We start from the raw sequence: 18,934 nt of genomic DNA, 5'->3' as shown, positions 1-18,934 counted from the left end.
CAGGCCGTGGCGAGTTTACGACCGGACGGGAACTCGTCAGCTCTCATCGGGGCCGCGCATCCACCTGGACACATATAAAGATGCGCATGCCCCCAAGCAGAAGACGCGTCGCCCGGCGCTTCACGCCCGCGCTCGCGCTCACCGTGGCGCCCGCGATCGCCCTCTCCGGGCTCGCGGCCCCGGCGCAGGCGGCCGACCCGGCCCCTTCCCCGTCCATCATCGCCACGCCGCAGGGCGTGCCCGCGGACAGCTCCGTCACCCTCCTCACCGGTGACGTCGTTCGCGTGCACGCCCTCGGCGACGGCACCTCGACCATCGAGGTCGACCGGCCCGAAGGCGCCACCGGCGGCGTCCGCACCCAGACCTTCAACGGCAGCACCTACGTCATCCCCGACGAGGCGATGCCCTTCGTCACGGCCAAGTCCGTCGACATCGACCTCTTCAACGTCGACCTCCTGCTCGAATACGGCTACACCGACGGCATCCCGGTCATCGCCTCCTACGGCTCGGCCATGCCGCGCAGTCTGTCCACACTCGACGGTGTCGGGACGGGGCGAGCGCTGTCCAGCATCAACGCCGCCGCGTACACAGTGGACGGTGACGAGCCCGGTGGTCTCTGGGACGACCTGACGTCCTCGGGCCACGCCCGTGCGCTGTCCTCCGGCGTCGACCACCTCTGGCTCGACGGGAAGGTCAAGGCCGACCTCACCCAGAGCGTGCCGCAGATCGGCGCGCCCGACGCGTGGGCCGCCGGCTACGACGGCACCGGCACGACCGTCGCCGTCCTCGACACCGGCATCGACGCGGCCCACCCGGACCTCGCCGAGCGGATCACCGTCACCAAGGACTTCACCGGAAGCCCCAACGGCGTCAACGACATGCACGGCCACGGCACGCACGTCGCCTCCACGATCGCCGGTTCCGGCGTCGGCGACGGGCAGCACACCGGTGTCGCCCCCGGCGCCGACGTCATCGTCGGCAAGGTCCTCGACGACTCCGGCTACGGCCAGGACTCCTGGATCATCGACGCCATGGAATGGTCCGTCGACCAGGGCGCCGACGTGGTCAACATGAGCCTCGGCGGCCAGGCCCCCGACGACGGCGGCGACCCGATGTCGCTGGCCGTCAACGAGCTCTCCGCCTCCGGCACCCTCTTCGTCATCGCCGCCGGCAACTCGGGCTGCTCGGGCTGCATCAGCGCGCCCGGTTCGGCGTCCTCGGCGCTGACCGTCGGCGCCGTCGACAAGAGCGACGAGATCGCCTACTTCAGCAGCCAGGGACCGCTCACCGGCAGCTACGCCCTCAAGCCCGACCTGTCCGCGCCAGGTGTGGACATCTCGGCGGCGCGCTCCCAGTACGCCGACGGATCCGGCCTGTACCAGTCGATGTCGGGCACCTCGATGGCCACACCGCACATGGTCGGTGCCGCCGCGATCCTCAAACAGCAGCACCCCGGCTGGTCCGGTGAGCGCATCAAGAACGCGCTGATGAGCACCTCGAAGCAGCTGGCCTACACGCCCTACGAGATCGGCACCGGCCGCGTCGACGTCGCCGCCGCGGTGTCGGCGACGATCACCGCGACCGGCTCGATCGACTTCGGCTTCTACGACTGGCCGCACGAGGACGGTCCGGCAACCAAGACGGTCACCTACGACAACACCGGCGACACCGACGTGACGCTCGACCTCACGCTGGCCGTCGCCGACCAGACGGGTACGGCCGCCCCGGAAGGCGCCTTCGGCCTCTCCAGCTCGACAGTGACCGTCCCCGCCGGTGGAAGCTCCACCGTGGACGTCGTCGCGACCCCGGGCCCGCTGCCCCTCGGCAAGACCTACGGCGGCAAGGTGACCGCCTCGGTCGCCGGAACGGCCGTCGCGCACACCGGCCTCGGCCTGGTCAAGGAGGAGGAGCGCTACGGCCTCACCGTCAAGGTGATCGGCCGCGACGGCGCGCCCGCCACCGGCTCCTTCGGGATCCAGAGCCTCGAATGGGCCGAGCCCTACCCGATCGCGATCGACGGCGAGACCGAGCTGCGGCTGTCGCCCAGCACCTACGCGATCACGATGTTCCTCGACCAGCCCGGACCCGACGGCGCCGCCGACGGCTCGCTGGTCATCCTGCTGGCCAACGAGATCGTGCTCGACGGCGACACCACGGTCGTCCTCGACGCCCGCACCGCCGTCAAGAGCGAGGCCGAGGCGCCCGTCGACACCGTCGACCGCCAGCGCCACGTCTGGACCCACCGCAAGCTCAGCGACGTCTCCGTGATGGACAACGGCGCGATCCTGCCGCTGTACGTCGAGGACGTCTACGTCACCCCGACCGCTCCGGTCACCGTCGGCGAGTTCGAGTTCTACGCCCGCTGGCGCAAGGGCCTTTCCCCGCTGACGCTGAGCCTGTTCGGGCTCGGGGAGATCGACGCGCTCGTACAGGCCGGTTCGACGCAGACCGACTTCCGCTGGCTCGCCAAGCCGACGGTCTACGCCGGAAAGGGCGCGGCCGCCGACTACGAGGGCCTGAGGGCGAAGGGCAAGATCGCGGTGATCACCCGCGACGACGAGGTCCCGGCGGCCGAACGCGCCGCCGCGGCGAAGGCCGCGGGAGTCGCGCTGCTGATCGTCGTCAACGACGAACCGGGCGTGCTGTCGGAGTACTACGAGACCGAGGGCCTGCTGGTCGCCTCGCTCAAGGCCGACAAGGGCGCCGGGCTGATCCGGCTCGCCAGGTGGGGGATCCCGCTGACCGCGGTCTCCACGAAGTACACCCCCTTCGTCTACGACCTCGTCGACCCGCACCCCGGTGCGGTCCCGGCGGACCTGACCTACCGTCCCGCCAAGCGCGACCTGGCCCGCGTCGACGCCCGCTACCACGGCAAGACCCCGGGCGAGGGCGGCGGTTTCCGCTACGACCTGCGGCCGTGGTCGCCGCGCGCGATCGGGTTCGCGGAGTACCTGCCGGTCCCGTCGGTGCGCACCGAATGGGTCTCGGCGCCCGAGGGCACCGAGTACCACGAGATCGCCTACTCGGCCGGGCTCGACTGGGAGTCGCGCGGCGGACGGGACGTGTACGCGCCCGGTTCGCGGCAGACGAGGAACTGGTTCCAGCCGGTCGTGCGTCCCCGCCTCGGCCTCGGCGCCTGGCAGCCCGTGCGCTACCCGGGAACGTGGACCACGATCAACATCACGCCGTGGACCGACTCCGGTCGCGGGCACGCCGGTTTCCTCGGTGACGAGGCGCTCGACCTGAAGCTCTACCAGGGCGAGACGCTGCTGAAGCAGTCGGTCTGGCAGGCGATCTACCTGGATCTGCCGATGGAACGGCAGGACTACCGGCTCGTCCTCGACGCGCAACGGCCCGACGCCTGGGAGTACTCGACCCGGACGCACACCGAGTGGGAGTTCTCCTCCGAAGGCCACACCGCCGACGAGCTGCGCGCCCTGGCGCTGCTCCAGCTGGACTACACCGTCGACACCGACCTCGGCGGCGACGTCAAGGCCGGCAGCAAGGTGTCCTTCGGTCTGGAGGCCTCGCACATGCCCGGCGTGACCGGCGCCGGCAGTGTCACCGGTGCGACCTTCGAGTTCTCCTACGACGACGGCGCGACCTGGCAGACCGGTTCGCTCGTCGCCGACGGGCACGGCGGCTGGAAGAGCACGATGACCGTGCCCAAGGACGCCTCGAAGTACGTGTCGATCCGCGCGACCGCGCGGGACGATGCGGGCAACACCGTTACCCAGGAGGTGATCCGCGCCTTCGGGCTGCGGTAAAGCCCATCCCCTCCGGCCCCCGCCCGCCTCGCCGCGGACGGGGGCCGTTTTTGCTGGAGGAAGACCAGAGACCGTTCGGGGGCTTGGGGAGGTGCCGGTGGTGGGGAGAGAGCTCACGGGGGATGGGACGCGGGGAGGGATCGGGCGGGAGGCGGGCTACCGGGTCCGCCGCCATACCCGTCCCTGCCGTCCCCTCCTCAAGATCCGCTCAAGGTTCGGGCGGCGCGGCGACGTTATCCTTCCCATCGCCGCACGTCCCGAGCAGCGAAGGGGACCACCGACATGTCCGAGCCGTCCGAGGCCACCCCGAAGAAGCGTCCCCGTGTCTGGGACGCGCCGGAGCAGGCGCGTGTCTCCGGCTCGTCCGGCCGGCGGAAGCCGCCTCGCCGCAACCTCGCCGGGGCGGTCTTCGCCTACGCCCTGTTCATCGGCGTCTTCGGTTTCCTCTGGATCTTCCCGAGCTTCTCACTGGTCTTCCTGCTCACCCAGGAACCGATCCAGATCACCGTCACCGACTGCTACAACGGCAGCGGCAAGGGCAACACAGGTGGCTGCGACGGCACCTGGACCTTCGCCGACGGCAGCGCCGGCGAAGGCCGCTTCACCGACTCCCGTCAGGAGTACGAGTCCGGCGACATCATCGACGGCGTCCACATCGGCGGGCGGGTCGCCACCGGCTCGGTGCCCTGGATCCTCGACGTGGCCATCGTCTACCCGATCGCGGTCCTGCTGACCGGGGCGCTGGCCGTCAAGGTCGTCCGCGACGTCCGCCGCGAGAAGCGCGGCCTTCCCCCCGAGCGGACGCCCGAGGAGCGCGCGGGCCGCCCGCCGGCCTTCGTCCGCGCCCTCGGCTGGGGCCTGCTCGCCGCCGCCTACCTCTTCTTCTGGGGTTTCCCGACCTTCTCGGCCTTCGCCATGGTCACCGCCGACCCGGTCGCCATCACCGTCACCGACTGCCTCAACTCCCGTGGGCTGACGACCCGCTGCCACGGCGAGTGGATCCTCGACGGGAAACCCGGCGACGGCTCGATCGAGAGCTGGACGAAAGGCCTCGACGACGGTGCCGTCCTCAACGGCGTGGCCATCGGCGACCGCGTCGTCCACGTCCCCGCCGCCTGGATCCTCGACCTGGTGATCTTCTACCCCCTCGCCGCCCTGCTGACCTACGTGCACCTGCGCGTCATCCGCAAGGCGCGCCTCGACCAGGAGCGGCGGGAGAGCGCCGCGGCGGAGCCCGGTACGATCTCCTCATGCGAACCGTCACGTTCACCCGAATGACGCGCCCCTTCTAGGGGCGGTGCGTTCGCATACTCACCAGGCCCCCTTCACGGGGCCTTCTTCTTTGTCCGGCGGCCCCGTCACCACAGTCGAGGACCCGCCATGACCTTCTACCTCACCACCGCGATCCCCTACGTCAACGCCGCGCCCCACATCGGCTTCACCCTCGAAATCGTCCAGGCCGACGCCCTCGCCCGGCACAAGCGCGGACGGGGTGAGCCCGTGCGCTTCCTCACCGGCACCGACGACAACTCGCTGAAGAACGTCAAGGCCGCCGCGGCCGAAGGCGTCACCGTCGAGGAACTCGTCGCCCGCAACGCCGCCCTGTTCGAGGGCCTGCGAGGCCCACTCGACCTCAGCTTCGACGACTTCATCCGCACCGGCTCCGACCCGCGCCACCGGCCCGGCGTCGAGAAGCTCTGGCGCGCCTGCGAACAGTCCGGTGACCTCTACAAGAAGCACTACGAGGGCCGCTACTGCGTCGGCTGCGAGCAGTTCTACGCCGAGGCCGACCTCGCCGACGGGAAGTGTCCCGAGCACGGCGTCGAACCCCAGCTCGTCGCCGAGGAGAACTGGTTCTTCCGGCTCTCCCGCTACGGCGACCGTCTCAAGGAGCTGATCATCTCCGGCGAGCTGCGCGTCGAGCCGGAGTCCCGGCGCAACGAGGTCCTGTCGCTGATCGAGTCGGGCCTGCACGACTTCTCCATCTCGCGCTCCCGCGCCCGCGCGCACGGCTGGGGCGTCCCGGTCCCCGGGGACCCCGACCAGGTCGTCTACGTCTGGTACGACGCGCTGGGCAACTACATCACCGCCCTGGGCTACGGGTCCGAGGACGACGCGCCCGCGCCCGACTTCGACCGCTGGTGGACCGAGGGCGACCGCCGGGTCCACGTCATCGGCAAGGGCATCATCCGCTTCCACGCCGTGTACTGGCCGGCGATGCTCCTGTCGGCGGGCGTGCGGCTGCCCAGCGACATCTTCGTGCACGACTACGTGACCGTCGACGGCCGCAAGATCGGCAAGTCGCTGGGCAACACCGTCGACCCCGTCGCCCTCGCCGGGACCTACGGCGCCGACGCCCTGCGCTGGTGGCTGCTGCGGGAGGTGCCGCGCGTCGGGGACGCCGACTTCACCGTCGAACGGCTCGTCACGCGCGCCAACGAGGACCTCGCCAACGGCCTCGGCAACCTCGTCAACCGGGTCGTGAGCATGGCCTGGCGCTACCGCGACGGTGCCGTCGTCATCCCCGACACGCTTGTCGACGCCGCCGACCGCGCCTTCGCCGAGGTCTTCGACGCGCTGCCCGCGGCCGTCGGCGAGGCCGTCGCCGACTTCGACTTCCGCGCGGCGACCGGCGCGATCGTCCGCGCGGTCGACGCCGCCAACCGCTTCGTCGAGACCAACCGCCCCTGGGACCTCGCCAAGGGCGAGAAGGGCGGCTCGCTCGTCGACGGCGTCCGGCTCGACACGGTCCTGTCGCTGCTCGTACACGCCTGCCGGGTCCTCGGCGCCGAACTCGCGGCCTTCACCCCGGGCCTCGCCGCGCGCGTGGCGGAGCAGTGCGGCGAGGGGACGACGGTGGCACCGGCGGCGCCGGTCTACCCGCGGCTGGAGGTCGCGGAGTCCGACCGGGTCACCGCGGCCTGAGAACGGCCGGTCCCGGGCGGGTTTCCCGCCCGGGACGCTCGCTTCCGTCCGTCGTATGTGGATGACGCGGGCGGTCCGGCCGGGACGGCGGGCGCCACGGCCCATGGGTGACAATCAGGGCGACTCCCCGGCACAGTTCGGCCACAGCCGCCAAGTGGGTCTTGACGCGGCTCGCTTCGGAAGGTTTTGCTTTCGGGGAGCCCGCGTCGGTACAGGGGTCGGCGAGGGAAACGGGAGGCGGGGTATGGCACAGCTGCGCAGATGGGCGCCGCTGCTCGCGATCGCCGCGCTGGTGATGCTGATCGCCGGCGCCGCCTCCATCGTCGACCTCAAGGCCGCCGACGTCGAGGTCCCCACCCTCGACGACATCCTCGGCGTCTCGCAGAGTCCGACCGAGGTCGAGGAGACCCAGCGGCCAGAACCACCACCCCCGGCCGCCGAGGCCGGCGCCCAGTCGGGCGTCCACCCCTTCTTCTGGGTGGTCGTCGGCACCATCCTCACGTTCTTCGCCGGCGTCATCGTCTTCGCCGTGATCATGATCCTGCGCAACTACCTGGAGAACCGCAGGTTCCGCGAGGTGCGGCCCCTCGACTTCGCCGACGCCCCCGCCGAGCAGGAGTCCAGCGCCGAGGAGGTGCGCGAGGTCGTGCGGGCGGGACTCGCCGACATCGACGCCGGCGACGACCCGCGTAAGGCCGTCATCGCCTGCTGGCTGCGCCTGGAGAAGGCCGCGGCCGGCGCCGGGACCGCGCGCATGGCCGCCGACACCCCCGGCGACCTCGTGACGCGCCTGCTCTCGGCCCACCGGGTCAACGACCGCGCCCTCCAGCGCCTCGCCGACAGCTACCGGCAGGCCCGCTACGCCCCCGACGAGGTCACCGAGCAGGTCCGCGCCGACGCCCGCCAGGCCCTCACCGAGATCGACGCCGAACTGGCCGCCGCCGTCCACGAGGCGGCCGCGCGCGCGGCCGCCGAGTCCGCCCCGAACGGAGCGTCGTCGTGAGCGCGACGCGGGCGAACGTCCGCTGGGCCCTGTGGACCTTCGCGATCACCGCCGGGACGACCGCGGCCGTCCAGACCTTCTCCGTCTTCTTCGGCAAGCGCCTCGACGCCTGGTACGTCGGCGGTGTCGTGCTGCTCGCGCTCGTCCTGCGCAAGGTCGTGCGCACCGTCCGCTCCACCCACGAGGACCGGACCCCGTCGGTGCCGATCGTGCGGGAGAGCGGCGCGCTGGTCGCCAAACGGCCCTTCGCCGAGGTCAACCGCTGGGAGAACCGCCTCTCGTGGTCCGCCGGCGACCCCGAGCGCTACGACCGGGCGGTCACCACGCGGCTGCGGGACCTCACCGACGAACGCCTCCGTCAGCGTCACAGCGTCACCATGACCACCGACCCGGGCCGCGCCCACGCGATCATCGGCGACCACCTGTGGAGCTTCCTGCACCACCCGTTGGCCGTGACCCCCACACCGGCGCAGCTCGACTGGTACATCGCACGTATTGAGGAGATCTGATGTCCGAGGCCACCGAAGCACAGCCGACGCGGGCGATGTCGCTCAACGACGTGAGCGCCGCCGCCCAGCGCGTCCTCGACCAGGTCGGCACCGTCATCGTCGGCAAGCGCGACTCCCTCGAACTGGTCCTCGCGGGCATCCTCGCCGGCGGGCACGTCCTCCTTGAGGACTTCCCGGGCCTGGCCAAGACCCTCACCGCGCGCTGCTTCGCCCAGACCCTCGGCATCGACTTCCGGCGCGTGCAGTTCACCCCCGACCTGCTCCCCGCCGACCTCACCGGCTCCTTCCTCTACGACCAGAAGAACGGCGAGTTCAGCTTCCGCGCCGGGCCGGTGTTCACCAACCTCATGCTCGCCGACGAGATCAACCGAACGCCGCCCAAGACGCAGGCGGCGCTGCTGGAGGCGATGCAGGAGAAGCAGGTCTCCGTCGAGGGCACCACCTACACGCTCGACGCGCCCTTCCACGTCCTGGCCACGGCCAACCCGATCGAGTACGAGGGCACCTACCCGCTGCCCGAGGCGCAGCTCGACCGTTTCCTGCTGCGCGTCTCCTTCGGTTACCCCACGCCCGACGAGGAGTGGACGGTCCTCCAGCGCCGCCTCGCCCGGCGCAGGGAGGAGGCGACGCTGGAGCAGGTCGTCGACGCCCGGACCCTCGTTGCCATGCAGGCCGCGCTGGAGGACGTCGCCGTCGAGGACTCCATCGGCCGCTACATCGTCAACATCGTCGCCGCGACCCGCGCGCACTCCATGGTCCAGGTCGGCGCCTCGCCACGTGGGTCGCTGGCGCTGCTGCTGGCCGCGCGGGCGCGCGCGGTCCTGTCGGGCCGCGGCTACGTCATCCCCGAGGACGTCAAGGGCGTCGCGGTGGCGGCCCTGACCCACCGGATCTCGCTGAAGCCGGAGATGTGGCTGCGCAGGGTCGACCCCGCCCAGATCGTCGCCGAGATCTGCGAGTCGACGCCCGTCCCCGCCTCCGAGCGGCTCCCGACCTACACCGGCGCCCCCGGCGGGGCCGCCCCGGCGCAGGCCGGCATCGACCCGAACAGCCCGGTCTACAAGTACCAGAACCCGCGATGACGAGCGGCGACCGGGGAATTCGGGGCGTCGACAGCGCGGCCGACGACTTCGTCGCCCGCCGTCGCGGCCAGGCGTCCGCACCCGCCGCCGCGGACCGGCCGGGCTGGCGGCCGACGCGGGCACTGTCGCGCGCCTTCGTCGTGATCGCCGTGGCCTCGGCCCTCGGCGTCCTCCTCGGACGCGTCGACCTCGTGATCCTCGCCCTGCCCTTCATCATCGGCACGGCCGTCGCACTGCGCTCACGCCCGACGGCCCTGCCGACGGTCACTCTCCAACTGGGCACCGACGTCGGCGCCGAAGGCGGCGACGTGCACGCGCGCATGCGCGTGGCCAACCCCGGCGAGGTGCCGCTGAGCACCGCCGTCCTGCGCGCGGGGGTGTCGCCGTGGGTGAGACTGCGCCAGGGGCACGGCACCTACGCCGCCTCCGTCGGCGCCGAGATGGGCAACTCGATCGTCGTCGCGGGGCGCGCGATGCGCTGGGGCGCGCACTTCTTCGGGCCGGTCCTGGCCGACACCTACGCCTGCGACAACCTCTTCCACTACGAGACCCTCCCCGCCGAGGCCAAGCGGGTGCGCACCTACCCCGTCGGCGAGCCCTTCTCCGCCGACGAGGCCATGCCGCGCGCCTCCGGCCTCGGCGGCACCCACCGCTCCCGCCGTCCCGGTGAGGGCGGCGAACTGGCCGGGGTCCGGCCCTACCAGCCCGGCGACCGTCTCCGCCGCATCGACTGGCGCGTCTCGATGCGGGCCCGCGAGCTCTACGTCAACCACACCCTCTCCGACCGCGACGCCGAGGTCGTCCTGCTCCTCGACGTGGGCGTCGACGCCGGGACCTCCGGCGGCGTCGACGGCAAGGCCTCGGTCCTCGACACCGCCGTCCGCGCCACCGCCGCCATCGCCGAGCACTACCTGCATCGCGGCGACCGCGTTTCCTGCCTGGAGTTCGGCCCGCGCGTCCGGCGCCTGCGCCCGGGCACCGGCCGCCGTCACTACCTGTCGACGCTCGAATGGCTCCTGGGCGTCCGGGTCGCCGACGGCGTCAGCTCCGACACGCGCCTCCTGCGCTCCGGCGCGCTGCCGCCCAACGCGCTGGTCGTCATGCTCACGCCGCTCCTCGACGACAGCAGCCTCTCGGCGCTGGCCGGGCTGGCCCGCGCGGGACGTTTCCTGGTCGCCGTCGACACCCTCCCGGAGCACGTGCGGCCCGAGCACGACGGCGTGTGGTCGGCGCACGCCGAGCGCCTGTGGCGCCTCGACCGGGAGAACGCCATCGGCGAACTGCGCGAGCACGGCGTGCCGGTCGTGCGCTGGGGCGGCGCCGGCAGCCTCGACCAGGTACTGCGCGACGTCACCCGCATGTCCGCCTCGGGGAAGGCGATGATCTAGATGAACGACTCCCGCCTCGCGCAGCGTTACCACCAGGGACGGGCCTGGCTGCGTCGGACGCAGCCGGGCGCGATGGCCGTCCGGACCTCGGTCTACGTCACCGGTTTCCTCGCCGTCGTCACCGCCGCCGCGCCCGCGATCGGCGCGGCCCGTGCGGCCGGGTTCGCGCTCGTGTTGCCCATCCTGCCCACGGTCCGCCCGATGAAGGTCTGGCCGACGGCGCTGATCGTGACCTGTGTGGCCGTGTGGGCTCTGACCGGTGAGCACTCCTACGCCCTCGCCTTTCTTCTCGGCGCGCTGCTCTACACGCACCACACCTCGGCGGCGCAGGCCGTGACGATGCGCACGGACACCTACGTCACGCCCGAGGTCGTCACCGGCTGGGCACGCCGGACGGGCCTGGTGCTGCTCGCCGCCGCGGCCGCGTCGGCACTGGTCGGCCTGCTGCCGCGCCTGTTCGGGCGCACCGACGCGATCGCCTACGGCCTCGCCGGGCTCGCCGCGGTCGTCGGTCTGGGCGGCGTCCTCGCCTGGCTGGTGTTCCGAAAACTGTGACGTCGCTTCCGAATCGCTACCGGCGGGTCGCCATCGGCGCAATGATGGCGTGGTGGACCGCAAGAGGATTCTCATCATCGGCGCCGGACATGTCGGTTTCTATGTCGCCGAGCGCCTGAGTCGCAAGCTCCGCACCGAGATCCGCAAAGGCGCGGTGGAAGTGGTCGTCGTCGACCCGAACCAGCACATGACCTACCAGCCGTTCCTGCCCGAGGCGGCGGCCGGGCACATCTCGCCCCGGCACGGCGTCATCTCGCTGCGCCGCAACCTCAAGAAGTGCACGATCCTCGCCGGGCTCGTCACCCGCATCGACCACGCGTCCCGCGAGGTGACCGTCCAGCCCATCGTCGGCCCGGCCCGCCAGGTCTCCTACGACCACATCGTCGTGGCCCCCGGATCGGTCTCGCGGACCCTGCCCATCCCCGGCCTCGCCGAGCACGCCATCGGCTTCAAGACCATGGGCGAGGCCATCTACCTGCGCAACCACGTCCTGTCGCGGCTCGACATCGCCGCGACGACCACCGACGAGCACGTGCGCCGCCGCGCGCTGTCCTTCGTGTTCGTCGGCGGCGGCTTCGCCGGGATCGAGGCCCTCGCCGAGCTGGAGGACATGGTCCGCGACGCCATCCGGGTCTACCCGGAGCTGGAGATGGACCAGACCCGCTGGGTGCTGGTCGAGGCGAGCCAGAAGATCCTGCCCGAGGTCGGGCCCGACATGGGCGTCTACACCGTCCAGCAGCTCATCAAGCGCGGCCTCGACATCCGGCTCAACACGCTGCTGAAGTCCTGCGAGGACAAGCACGTCGTGCTCTCCGACGGCGCCGAGTTCGACGCCGACACCATCGTGTGGACCGCCGGGGTAAAGCCGAACCCGATGGTCCGCCGGAGCGATCTGCCGATCGGCCCGAAAGGCCACGTCATCTGCCTGCCGACCCTCCAGGTCGCCGACGAGGACGGCAACGTCCTCGAAGGTGCGTGGGGCGCCGGCGACAGCGCGCAGGTCCCCGACCTGACCGGCGAGCCGGGCGCGTTCTGCTCGCCGAGCGCGCAGCACGCCGTGCGCCAGGCGGTCCGGCTGGCGGGGAACCTGGTCCTCGCGGTACGCGGTAAGCCGCCCGTCGAGTACCGGCACAAGTACGCCGGTTCGGTGGCCAGCCTCGGGCTGCACAAGGGCGTCGCGCACGTCTACGGGATCAAGGCCAAGGGCATCTTCGCCTGGTTCCTGCACCGCTCGTACCACCTGATGCGGGTGCCGGGCTTCGGGCGCAAGGTCCGCGTCGTCGCCGACTGGACCCTGGCGCTGCTCACCAAGCGCGAGATCGTGCAGCTCGGTGAACTGCACGAACCGCACGACCCGTTCAGCGAGGCCAGCAGGCCGCCGCAGGCCTGAGCGGTTCCGGCGGGTGTCCGGTCAGGGCACCCGCCAGATCCACACGTCGCCGAAGGGCTCGCCGGGTCCCATGAGGTCGGTGGTGACCCGGATGAGCTCCGACTGGCGGCCGTAGTCGGGGATGACGACGCAGTCGGCCTTCCACGCCGCGAGGTCCTCGCGGGTCTTGGCCCGCTGCTCGTCGTCGATCACCGGTACGGCGCCGGTCTCCCACACGTCCCGCCAGATGCGGGCCGTCCCGCGTGACCACGTGCCCATCGAGGTGACGCCGTCCTTGCCGTAGGGGCCGAGGAAGAAGCCCTCGGGGACGCCGAAGGCGCCGTTGGCGTAGGCCGGCCAGCGCATGGTGTTCGGGTTTCCCGGCGTGGGCGGCGGGACGGGGACGAGCACGCCGCCGGGCGGGACGCAGTCGCGCCACTGTCCACTCGCGATGAAGTCGGGGATGGGCATGCGCGGGGCCACCGGCAGGGTGGTCGGGAACAAGGGGACGAGGGCGATGGCGACGACGATGAGCGTCGTCCAGCGGGCGACGAGGTGCCGGTCGCCGGGCAGTCCGCCGAGCTGGAGCCGCAGTGCGGTCAGCAGGCCGCGAGGCTTGGCCGCGTTGACGATCAACGCCAGCAGCGCGCCGATGACCGGGATGGCCACGAGGGCGTAGCGGGTCGGCAGGGCGGCGTCGATGACGGGCACGTCGGCGATGAGGGCGTAAGGCCCGGGAACGCCTGTGCGGGTGCCGCCGATGATGATCTCCGGCCCGAGCGACAGCGCGAACATCAGCAGCACGACCACGGCGAGGGGCCGCACGACCGGCCTTCGCCGCCACAGGAACACCGTCGTGACGACCACCAGAACGATGAGCACCGGACCGAGGAAGGTGTTGAGTTCGGTGTGGTTCGGCGCGATCGGTGTGATGTCGGTGGCCTCGCCGGCCCAGGTCAGCGGCGAGTAGGCGATCCAGGACAGCAGGTCGGCGCTGAAGTACTCGGCGGAAAAGGGCGCGTTGATGAGGTGCTGCGGTCCGGTGAACTGGACCGACAGCGGATAGGCGACCAGCGCCAGCCCGATGAAGGCCGCCGTGCACAACCCGAGACCGAGTTCGATGACGCGGGCCTTGAAGGCGGCGAAGTTCTGTGCCGCGTAGGCGATCGCGAAGATCGCCGTGGCGGCCACGGCGAAGAACAGGACCTCCTCGCCGACGAACAGCTGCGCGGCGGCGAGCACCCCGAGCAACGCGCCCCAGCGGACCGGCCGCTTCGACCGCCAGAGCTTGATGACGCACCAGAACAGCAGCGGTGTCAGCCATCCCGCCGAGATGTGCAGGTGCGACTGGGACTGGGAGATCATGCCGGGCGCGAAACCGGCGAAGAGGCCGCCGGTGAAGGCCGCGATCCGCGAGGTCACCAGTTCGCGGGAGAACAGCAGGTACCAGCCGAGGGCGGTCGCCGCGAGGTTCAGCACGAGAGCGACGGCGAAACTGACCGGCGCGCCCCAGATCCACGTCACCGGTGCCAGGAGGACGGCATGGGCGATGTGGGATGCGTTCGACATGAGGTTCACGCCGTCGGGGGAGTTGAGGCGGTCGGTGACGAGATCGAAGTCGCCGAGCCAGACCCGGCTGCCGTAGGCGAGGAACCACTCGATGAGGACCTGGTCCTGCCAGTTGCGCGCGAGGAGCCGGGAGTTGGGGGCGGCGAGCAGCTGGTGTCCGATGTAGACGGCCAGGGCGAGGTACGTCGCGGCGGCGGTCAGGTCGGTGGAGATCCGGTGCGAGAGGCGGCGTCGCCACCGGGGGATCGTTGCCACAACGGCACCTTAGCCGCGCGCGGCCGCGGGCTTCTCGCGACACCGGCAAAAAAGTTACGAACCCTTTGCCGGATAAGCGTTCTATACGGCTTATTTCAGGGGAGCGCTGAGAGCCAGATCACCGCTACCGTGTCATCTACGCCCGGGTGGTGGAAACGGGAGACACAACTGCCTTAAAAGCAGTTGCCGCGAGGCGTGAGGGTTCGAGTCCCTCCCCGGGCACCGCGTTCAGAGCCGATGGTCCCTTGAGGACGTCGGCTCTTTCGCTGTCGGTGTGGTGGTGGGCCACCGGTGTTCATCTTGGACGACATCCCCTGGCGTGCGGTTCCGCCGTCCGGTCAAGATTTTTCTGCCGACCGGAGCGGCCCCCCACGCCGATTGGCCCATCGATAACGGTCAAAGTATTCGTAAGGGGTCGAGCCGCCGCCGGTCCTGAACCGGACGGCGGCCCACCTGGGACGACGCGAAGCGCGTCAGTGGCAGTCGTCGCCGACCTTCGAGAGATCTAGCTCGGGATCGAAGGCCGCGTCGGGGTCATCGCCCGACGGAGTCCCCTCGCCGTACTGCGCGGGATCGGCGCGGTATGCGGAGAGGAAGCCGTCGTCGAAATGGCCGCACTCGATGTTCTGCGCGAAGTAGCCGGTGTCGGCCGGCCACAGCCCCTCGTCCTCGGGACGGACCTCCCCTTCGCGGCCGAACTGCCACACCTGCTGGGTGTTGAGGACCAGGAGGTTGTCGCCGGGGGCGAGCAGCGGACCGTCGAAACCGTAGGCCCAGACCAGATTCGTGCGGATTTCCAGGACGCGCACAGTGTTCGCGGTGAGTTTTTCTTTCACTGAAATGCTTCCGGTGACGCGCGGTTCGGCGACCAGCGAGCGCCCGTCGAGGATCGCGCTGACATAGGCCAGCCGTTCCGACCCGCCGAGGATCTCCGCGATGTCGTCACGCTGTGAGGGCGCGAAGCGCTTCGCGAAGGCCGCGGGCTTCTGCGGCTTCGACGGCCAGTCGACGCGGCCCGCCTCGATCATGTCCCGGACGGTGTCGAGGGCATCGGCGACGGTGTTCTTGCCGAAACGCTTCGTCGCCTTCGCCTTGGGGAACTTCAGCTCGGCGAAGGTGCCGAACTCGGCGGCGGGCGTGCCGTCGAAAGGCGAGGACGGGCCGCTCGCCTCGTCCGAGGGGCCGGCGGAGTCGGAGCCGCCGTCGCCGACCGGCAGGTCGATGACGCCCGCGCGGGCGAGACCGACGGTGATGAGCAGCCCGCAGACGATGACGGTGAGGGTGATGCCGAAGGCGGTCTTGAGCACGTCGCGGACACGCCGCCGGCGGCGGAGGGTGTGGAAGGGGTCCATGATTCCTCGGGGTGGGGTCGACGGCGGCGAGGGAGGCCGCAGGGTTCTTGGTGGGGTTCGCGTTGGTGCGGGCTTCAGCCCTCGTGGAAACAGAGGTCGTCCGGGCCGGGTTCGGGCGCGTCCCCGACCTTTCCGATGGCAGCCCAGTCGATCCGGCCGGAGTCGTCGCGCGGCCCCGACGCGGTGGCGGGCTCGCCCGGACTCAGGTAGCCCAGCCGGAGATCCGCGCAGTCGGCGCCGGCGACATCGACCTGCGACAGGTGCATCCACATCCCCACGCCTTCCGCGGTGGTGCCGTCCGGATGCGGAAACCACCAGTCCACGGTCACCGAGAGCATCACCGGGCGATCACGCCCGGCGTGCGGGAAGGCGTAGGCCCACACCGTCCGCGTCCGCACCTGGAGCACCGGACGGCCGTGGTCGTCGATCTCCGTGGAGAACGCGAAGTCGCCGGTCACCCGGACGTCCGGCCGGGCGGCGGTCCCCGCCCGGAACTCGCTGACGAGGAAGGTCCGGCCGGTGTCGGTCACGAGCTCGCCGATCCACTCGCGTATGCCGGGGGCGAAGCGGTCGCCGAAGGCGTCCCCGTCGCGGTCCCAGGTGACACGCCCGGCGATGAGCGCGCCGCGCGCGTCTTCGAGGGCGTCGGCGACCATCTCCCGGCCGAAGGGGCCGACGGAGCGGGCCGGGGGCACGGTCAGGTCCTCCGGCGGTCCCCACAGCGCGGCCGGAGTGCCGGTGAAGGCGTCTCCGGACGGCTGGACGAGCTCCGCCACCGGACGCGGCGGCAGGAAGACGGCCGCGGCGACGGCGACGGCGACGGCGACGGGAAACAGGAGGAGCGGCCACCGGCGCCGACGGCGGGGCGGGGTGGGAGGCAGGTCCGGAGTCGGCAGGTCCGGAGTTGGCGGGACAGCAGGCGGCAGGGCGGGGCCGCCGGAGGCGATGTCGGGCAAGGCGTGCTCACTTACGGGCTCGGGCGTTCGGGCGTGGGCGGAGCCCATCCTGACGCACCCCGGACGTGTCGGCAAACACTGCCCCCGCACGGCCGGGCCCGTGACCTGCGGGCATGCCGCCCTCGGCGTGGATCGTTACCGGATTGTCGTTTCGGCGCTCTACTCTTGTCCTGACGCTCGACCACAGGAGGAAGTTGTGCGCAGCTCGAACCCCGCGCTGAACCGGTGGGTACAGGGATCCCGGCAGCAGGCGCCCGCCCCCGAGTACGGGCACATGGTGAACGCCCCCCGTGTCACGCCGATGACCCTCGACGACGTCGTCATCCGCACCATCGGGCTGATCGCCCTCACCGGCATCGCCGGTGCCGTCGCCTGGAACATGTGGACCATCGCGCCCAAGGTCGCGCCCGTCCTCATCGCGGTCGGCTCGATCGTCGGTCTCGCGGTCATCCTCGCCTCCTGGTTCACGACCATCACCAACCCGGCCGTGATCATCACCTACGCCGTCGCGCAGGGACTCATGCTCGGCGCGGTGAGCGCGGTCTTCGAGAACCGCTTCCCCGGCATCGTCATCCAGGCCGTGATGGGCACCTTCGGTGTGTTCGCCACGATGGCCCTGCTCTACAAGTCGCGCGTCATCCGCGCGACCCCGCGCTTCAAGAAGATCACCATCGGCGCGGTGCTGGGCATCATGGCCCTGAGCTTCATCAACTTCGTGCTGTACCTCTTCGGCGCGAACATGGGCCTTGAGGTCTACGACCTCAACGAGAAGGCCGGCCTCATCGCGATCGGCTTCACCGTCGTCTGCATCATCGTCGCGGCCATGACCTTCGTCCTCGACTTCGACATGGTCGAGATGGGCGTGCGCACCGGCGCCCCGAAGAAGTACGCGTGGGCCGCCGCCTTCGGCATGCTCGCCGGCCTGATCTTCCTGTACTGGCAGATCCTCAAGCTGCTGTCCTACCTGCGCCGCTAGTGACCGAGACCATCGGCGTCCTCGCCGAACGCGTCGCCGGTCAGGTGGCGGGCTGGGGACCGGCCCGCTGGCGCGCCACGACGCCCGCCTCGGGCTCCCGGACGCGACGCGAGGTGCTGTACGAGCTCGTACAGCACCTCGCCGATCTCTGTGCCGACGTCGAAGGCCGTCAGCTCCGCCGGGTCCCGCACCTGGAGAACGACTACGCCCTCCCCGACCAGCTGCGCGTCGTCGCCGCCGACCTCGACGCGGCCGGCCCGGACGAACTCACCGGCGACAAGGCCCTCGTGTCGCTGCGGGAGACGCACCGGGTCATCTTCGCCTAGACCCAGCCCACTTCCGTGAAGAACGCCCGCAGGGCCCCGGCGACCTCGCCGGGCGCCTCCTCGGCCATGTGGTGACCGCTGTGGATCGGCACCATGCGCGGCTCCCCGGCAGACCACTCCCGCCAGATCGCGTCCAGGTCGGGATAGAGCTCCAGCAGGTCGTCCTCGGTCGACCACATGACCAGCAGTGGGCAGTCCACCCGCCGTCCGGCCGCGCGGTCGGCGTCCTCGTGCGCGCGGTCGACGGTCAGTCCCGCGCGGTAGTCCTCCAGCATTCCCCGCACGACCGCCGGGTCGTGGATCGCCTTCTGGTAGTCGTCCCAGGCCTCGGGGCCCATGTGCTCGGGCGTGCCCCCGTACCAGGCGGCCGGGTCGGCGAGGATGGCCCGCTCGGGCTTGTCGGGCTGGGCGAAGAAGAACCAGTGCCACCACGCCGTTGCGAAACGCTCGTCGCAGCGCCGCAGGTGCTCGCTGATCGGGACGGTGTCGCCGAGGGCGAGGGCGGCTACCCGCTCCGGGTGGTCCAGGGCCAGCCGCAGCGCGGCCGGGCCGCCCCGGTCGTGGCCCATGACGGCGAAGCGTTCGTGGCCGAGCAGGCGCATGAGTTCGGCGCCGTCGGCGGCGACGGCCCGTTTGGAGTGCGGGGAGTGGTCGTCGGCGGGCTCCGGTTTGCCGGACTGGCCGTATCCGCGCATGTCCGGGCAGACGACGGTGTGGAAGGGCGCGAGCCTCTCGGCGACGGCATGCCAGGTGACGTGCGTGCGGGGATGCCCGTGCAGGAGCAGGACGGGAGGTCCCTCCCCACCGTGGCGGACGCGCAGGACGACGTCACCGACGTCGATGTGGTCGAGGGTGAATCCGGTGAACACGGGCGGCTCCTCGGTCGGGGACGGCACCGTGTC

The 18,934-nt window shown here is 71.2% G+C and carries 15 protein-coding genes and 1 tRNA gene; 12 read left to right on the top strand and 4 right to left on the bottom strand.

The window, feature by feature from the left end:
* Window positions 1–86: 86 nt before the first annotated feature.
* The 9 genes from HNR73_RS21480 (at window position 87) to HNR73_RS21440 (ending at window position 12,619) form a co-directional block, all read left to right on the top strand.
* Entirely contained in the window at window positions 87–3,767 is a 3,681-nt protein-coding gene (locus HNR73_RS21480; RefSeq protein ID WP_184789358.1) for a S8 family peptidase, read from the top strand.
* Between the two features lie 282 nt (window positions 3,768–4,049).
* Window positions 4,050–5,045: a hypothetical protein gene (locus HNR73_RS21475; protein ID WP_184789357.1), complete on the top strand. Its 996-nt coding sequence runs from the start codon at window positions 4,050–4,052 to the stop codon at window positions 5,043–5,045.
* A gap of 102 nt (window positions 5,046–5,147) precedes the next feature.
* Window positions 5,148–6,692 (top strand): methionine--tRNA ligase, encoded by a 1,545-nt coding sequence (locus HNR73_RS21470; protein WP_184789356.1) that lies wholly within the window; start codon window positions 5,148–5,150, stop codon window positions 6,690–6,692.
* 244 nt (window positions 6,693–6,936) lie between these two features.
* Complete coding sequence (locus tag HNR73_RS21465) at window positions 6,937–7,695, top strand: DUF4129 domain-containing protein (protein ID WP_184789355.1); 759 nt, start codon at window positions 6,937–6,939, stop codon at window positions 7,693–7,695.
* Complete coding sequence (locus HNR73_RS21460; protein WP_184789354.1) at window positions 7,692–8,204, top strand: hypothetical protein; 513 nt, start codon at window positions 7,692–7,694, stop codon at window positions 8,202–8,204. Before HNR73_RS21465 ends, HNR73_RS21460 begins: the two co-directional genes overlap by 4 nt.
* Window positions 8,205–8,239: 35 nt before the next feature.
* Window positions 8,240–9,286 carry an AAA family ATPase gene (locus HNR73_RS21455; RefSeq protein WP_184789537.1) on the top strand — a complete coding sequence of 349 codons (1,047 nt, stop codon included), beginning with the start codon at window positions 8,240–8,242 and terminating at the stop codon, window positions 9,284–9,286.
* Window positions 9,283–10,674: a DUF58 domain-containing protein gene (locus HNR73_RS21450; protein ID WP_184789353.1), complete on the top strand. Its 1,392-nt coding sequence runs from the start codon at window positions 9,283–9,285 to the stop codon at window positions 10,672–10,674. The genes HNR73_RS21455 and HNR73_RS21450 overlap by 4 nt, the downstream gene beginning before the upstream one ends.
* Window positions 10,675–11,229: a hypothetical protein gene (locus tag HNR73_RS21445; RefSeq protein WP_184789352.1), complete on the top strand. Its 555-nt coding sequence runs from the start codon at window positions 10,675–10,677 to the stop codon at window positions 11,227–11,229.
* 52 nt (window positions 11,230–11,281) lie between these two features.
* Window positions 11,282–12,619, top strand: a complete 1,338-nt coding sequence (locus HNR73_RS21440) for an NAD(P)/FAD-dependent oxidoreductase (RefSeq protein ID WP_184789351.1) — start codon at window positions 11,282–11,284, stop codon at window positions 12,617–12,619.
* 21 nt (window positions 12,620–12,640) lie between these two features.
* Here the strand turns inward: HNR73_RS21440 and HNR73_RS21435 are convergent, their stop codons facing one another.
* The gene (locus HNR73_RS21435) at window positions 12,641–14,422 is read right to left on the bottom strand and encodes a DUF6311 domain-containing protein (protein WP_184789350.1); all 1,782 of its coding nucleotides are present in this window, start codon (window positions 14,420–14,422) and stop codon (window positions 12,641–12,643) included.
* Window positions 14,423–14,562: 140 nt separating this feature from the next.
* On the opposite strand from HNR73_RS21435, the gene HNR73_RS21430 reads away from it, so the two are divergent.
* Window positions 14,563–14,644: transfer RNA gene (locus tag HNR73_RS21430), tRNA-Leu, on the top strand.
* 251 nt (window positions 14,645–14,895) lie between these two features.
* Here the strand turns inward: HNR73_RS21430 and HNR73_RS21425 are convergent.
* Together HNR73_RS21425 and HNR73_RS21420 are read right to left on the bottom strand one after the other, a co-directional pair.
* On the bottom strand, window positions 14,896–15,774 hold the full coding sequence (locus HNR73_RS21425) for a hypothetical protein (protein ID WP_184789349.1): 879 nt from the start codon (window positions 15,772–15,774) through the stop codon (window positions 14,896–14,898).
* A gap of 74 nt (window positions 15,775–15,848) precedes the next feature.
* Window positions 15,849–16,730, bottom strand: coding sequence for a hypothetical protein (locus HNR73_RS21420; protein WP_184789348.1), 882 nt, complete (start codon window positions 16,728–16,730; stop codon window positions 15,849–15,851).
* 196 nt (window positions 16,731–16,926) lie between these two features.
* On the opposite strand from HNR73_RS21420, the gene HNR73_RS21415 reads away from it, so the two are divergent.
* The gene (locus HNR73_RS21415) at window positions 16,927–17,706 is read left to right on the top strand and encodes a Bax inhibitor-1/YccA family protein (protein WP_184789347.1); all 780 of its coding nucleotides are present in this window, start codon (window positions 16,927–16,929) and stop codon (window positions 17,704–17,706) included.
* A complete protein-coding gene (locus HNR73_RS21410) occupies window positions 17,706–18,032 on the top strand; it encodes a hypothetical protein (RefSeq protein ID WP_184789346.1) in 327 nt (108 codons plus the stop codon). The genes HNR73_RS21415 and HNR73_RS21410 overlap by 1 nt, the downstream gene beginning before the upstream one ends.
* On the opposite strand, the gene HNR73_RS21405 is transcribed toward HNR73_RS21410, so the two are convergent.
* On the bottom strand, window positions 18,029–18,901 hold the full coding sequence (locus tag HNR73_RS21405) for an alpha/beta fold hydrolase (RefSeq protein ID WP_184789345.1): 873 nt from the start codon (window positions 18,899–18,901) through the stop codon (window positions 18,029–18,031). The genes HNR73_RS21410 and HNR73_RS21405 overlap by 4 nt on opposite strands.
* Window positions 18,902–18,934 lie beyond the last annotated feature (33 nt).

This window comes from Phytomonospora endophytica (assembly GCF_014202425.1).
GTDB classification, from domain to species: Bacteria; Actinomycetota; Actinomycetes; order Mycobacteriales; family Micromonosporaceae; genus Phytomonospora; species Phytomonospora endophytica.
This window is presented reverse-complemented; position numbering and strand designations above follow the sequence as displayed.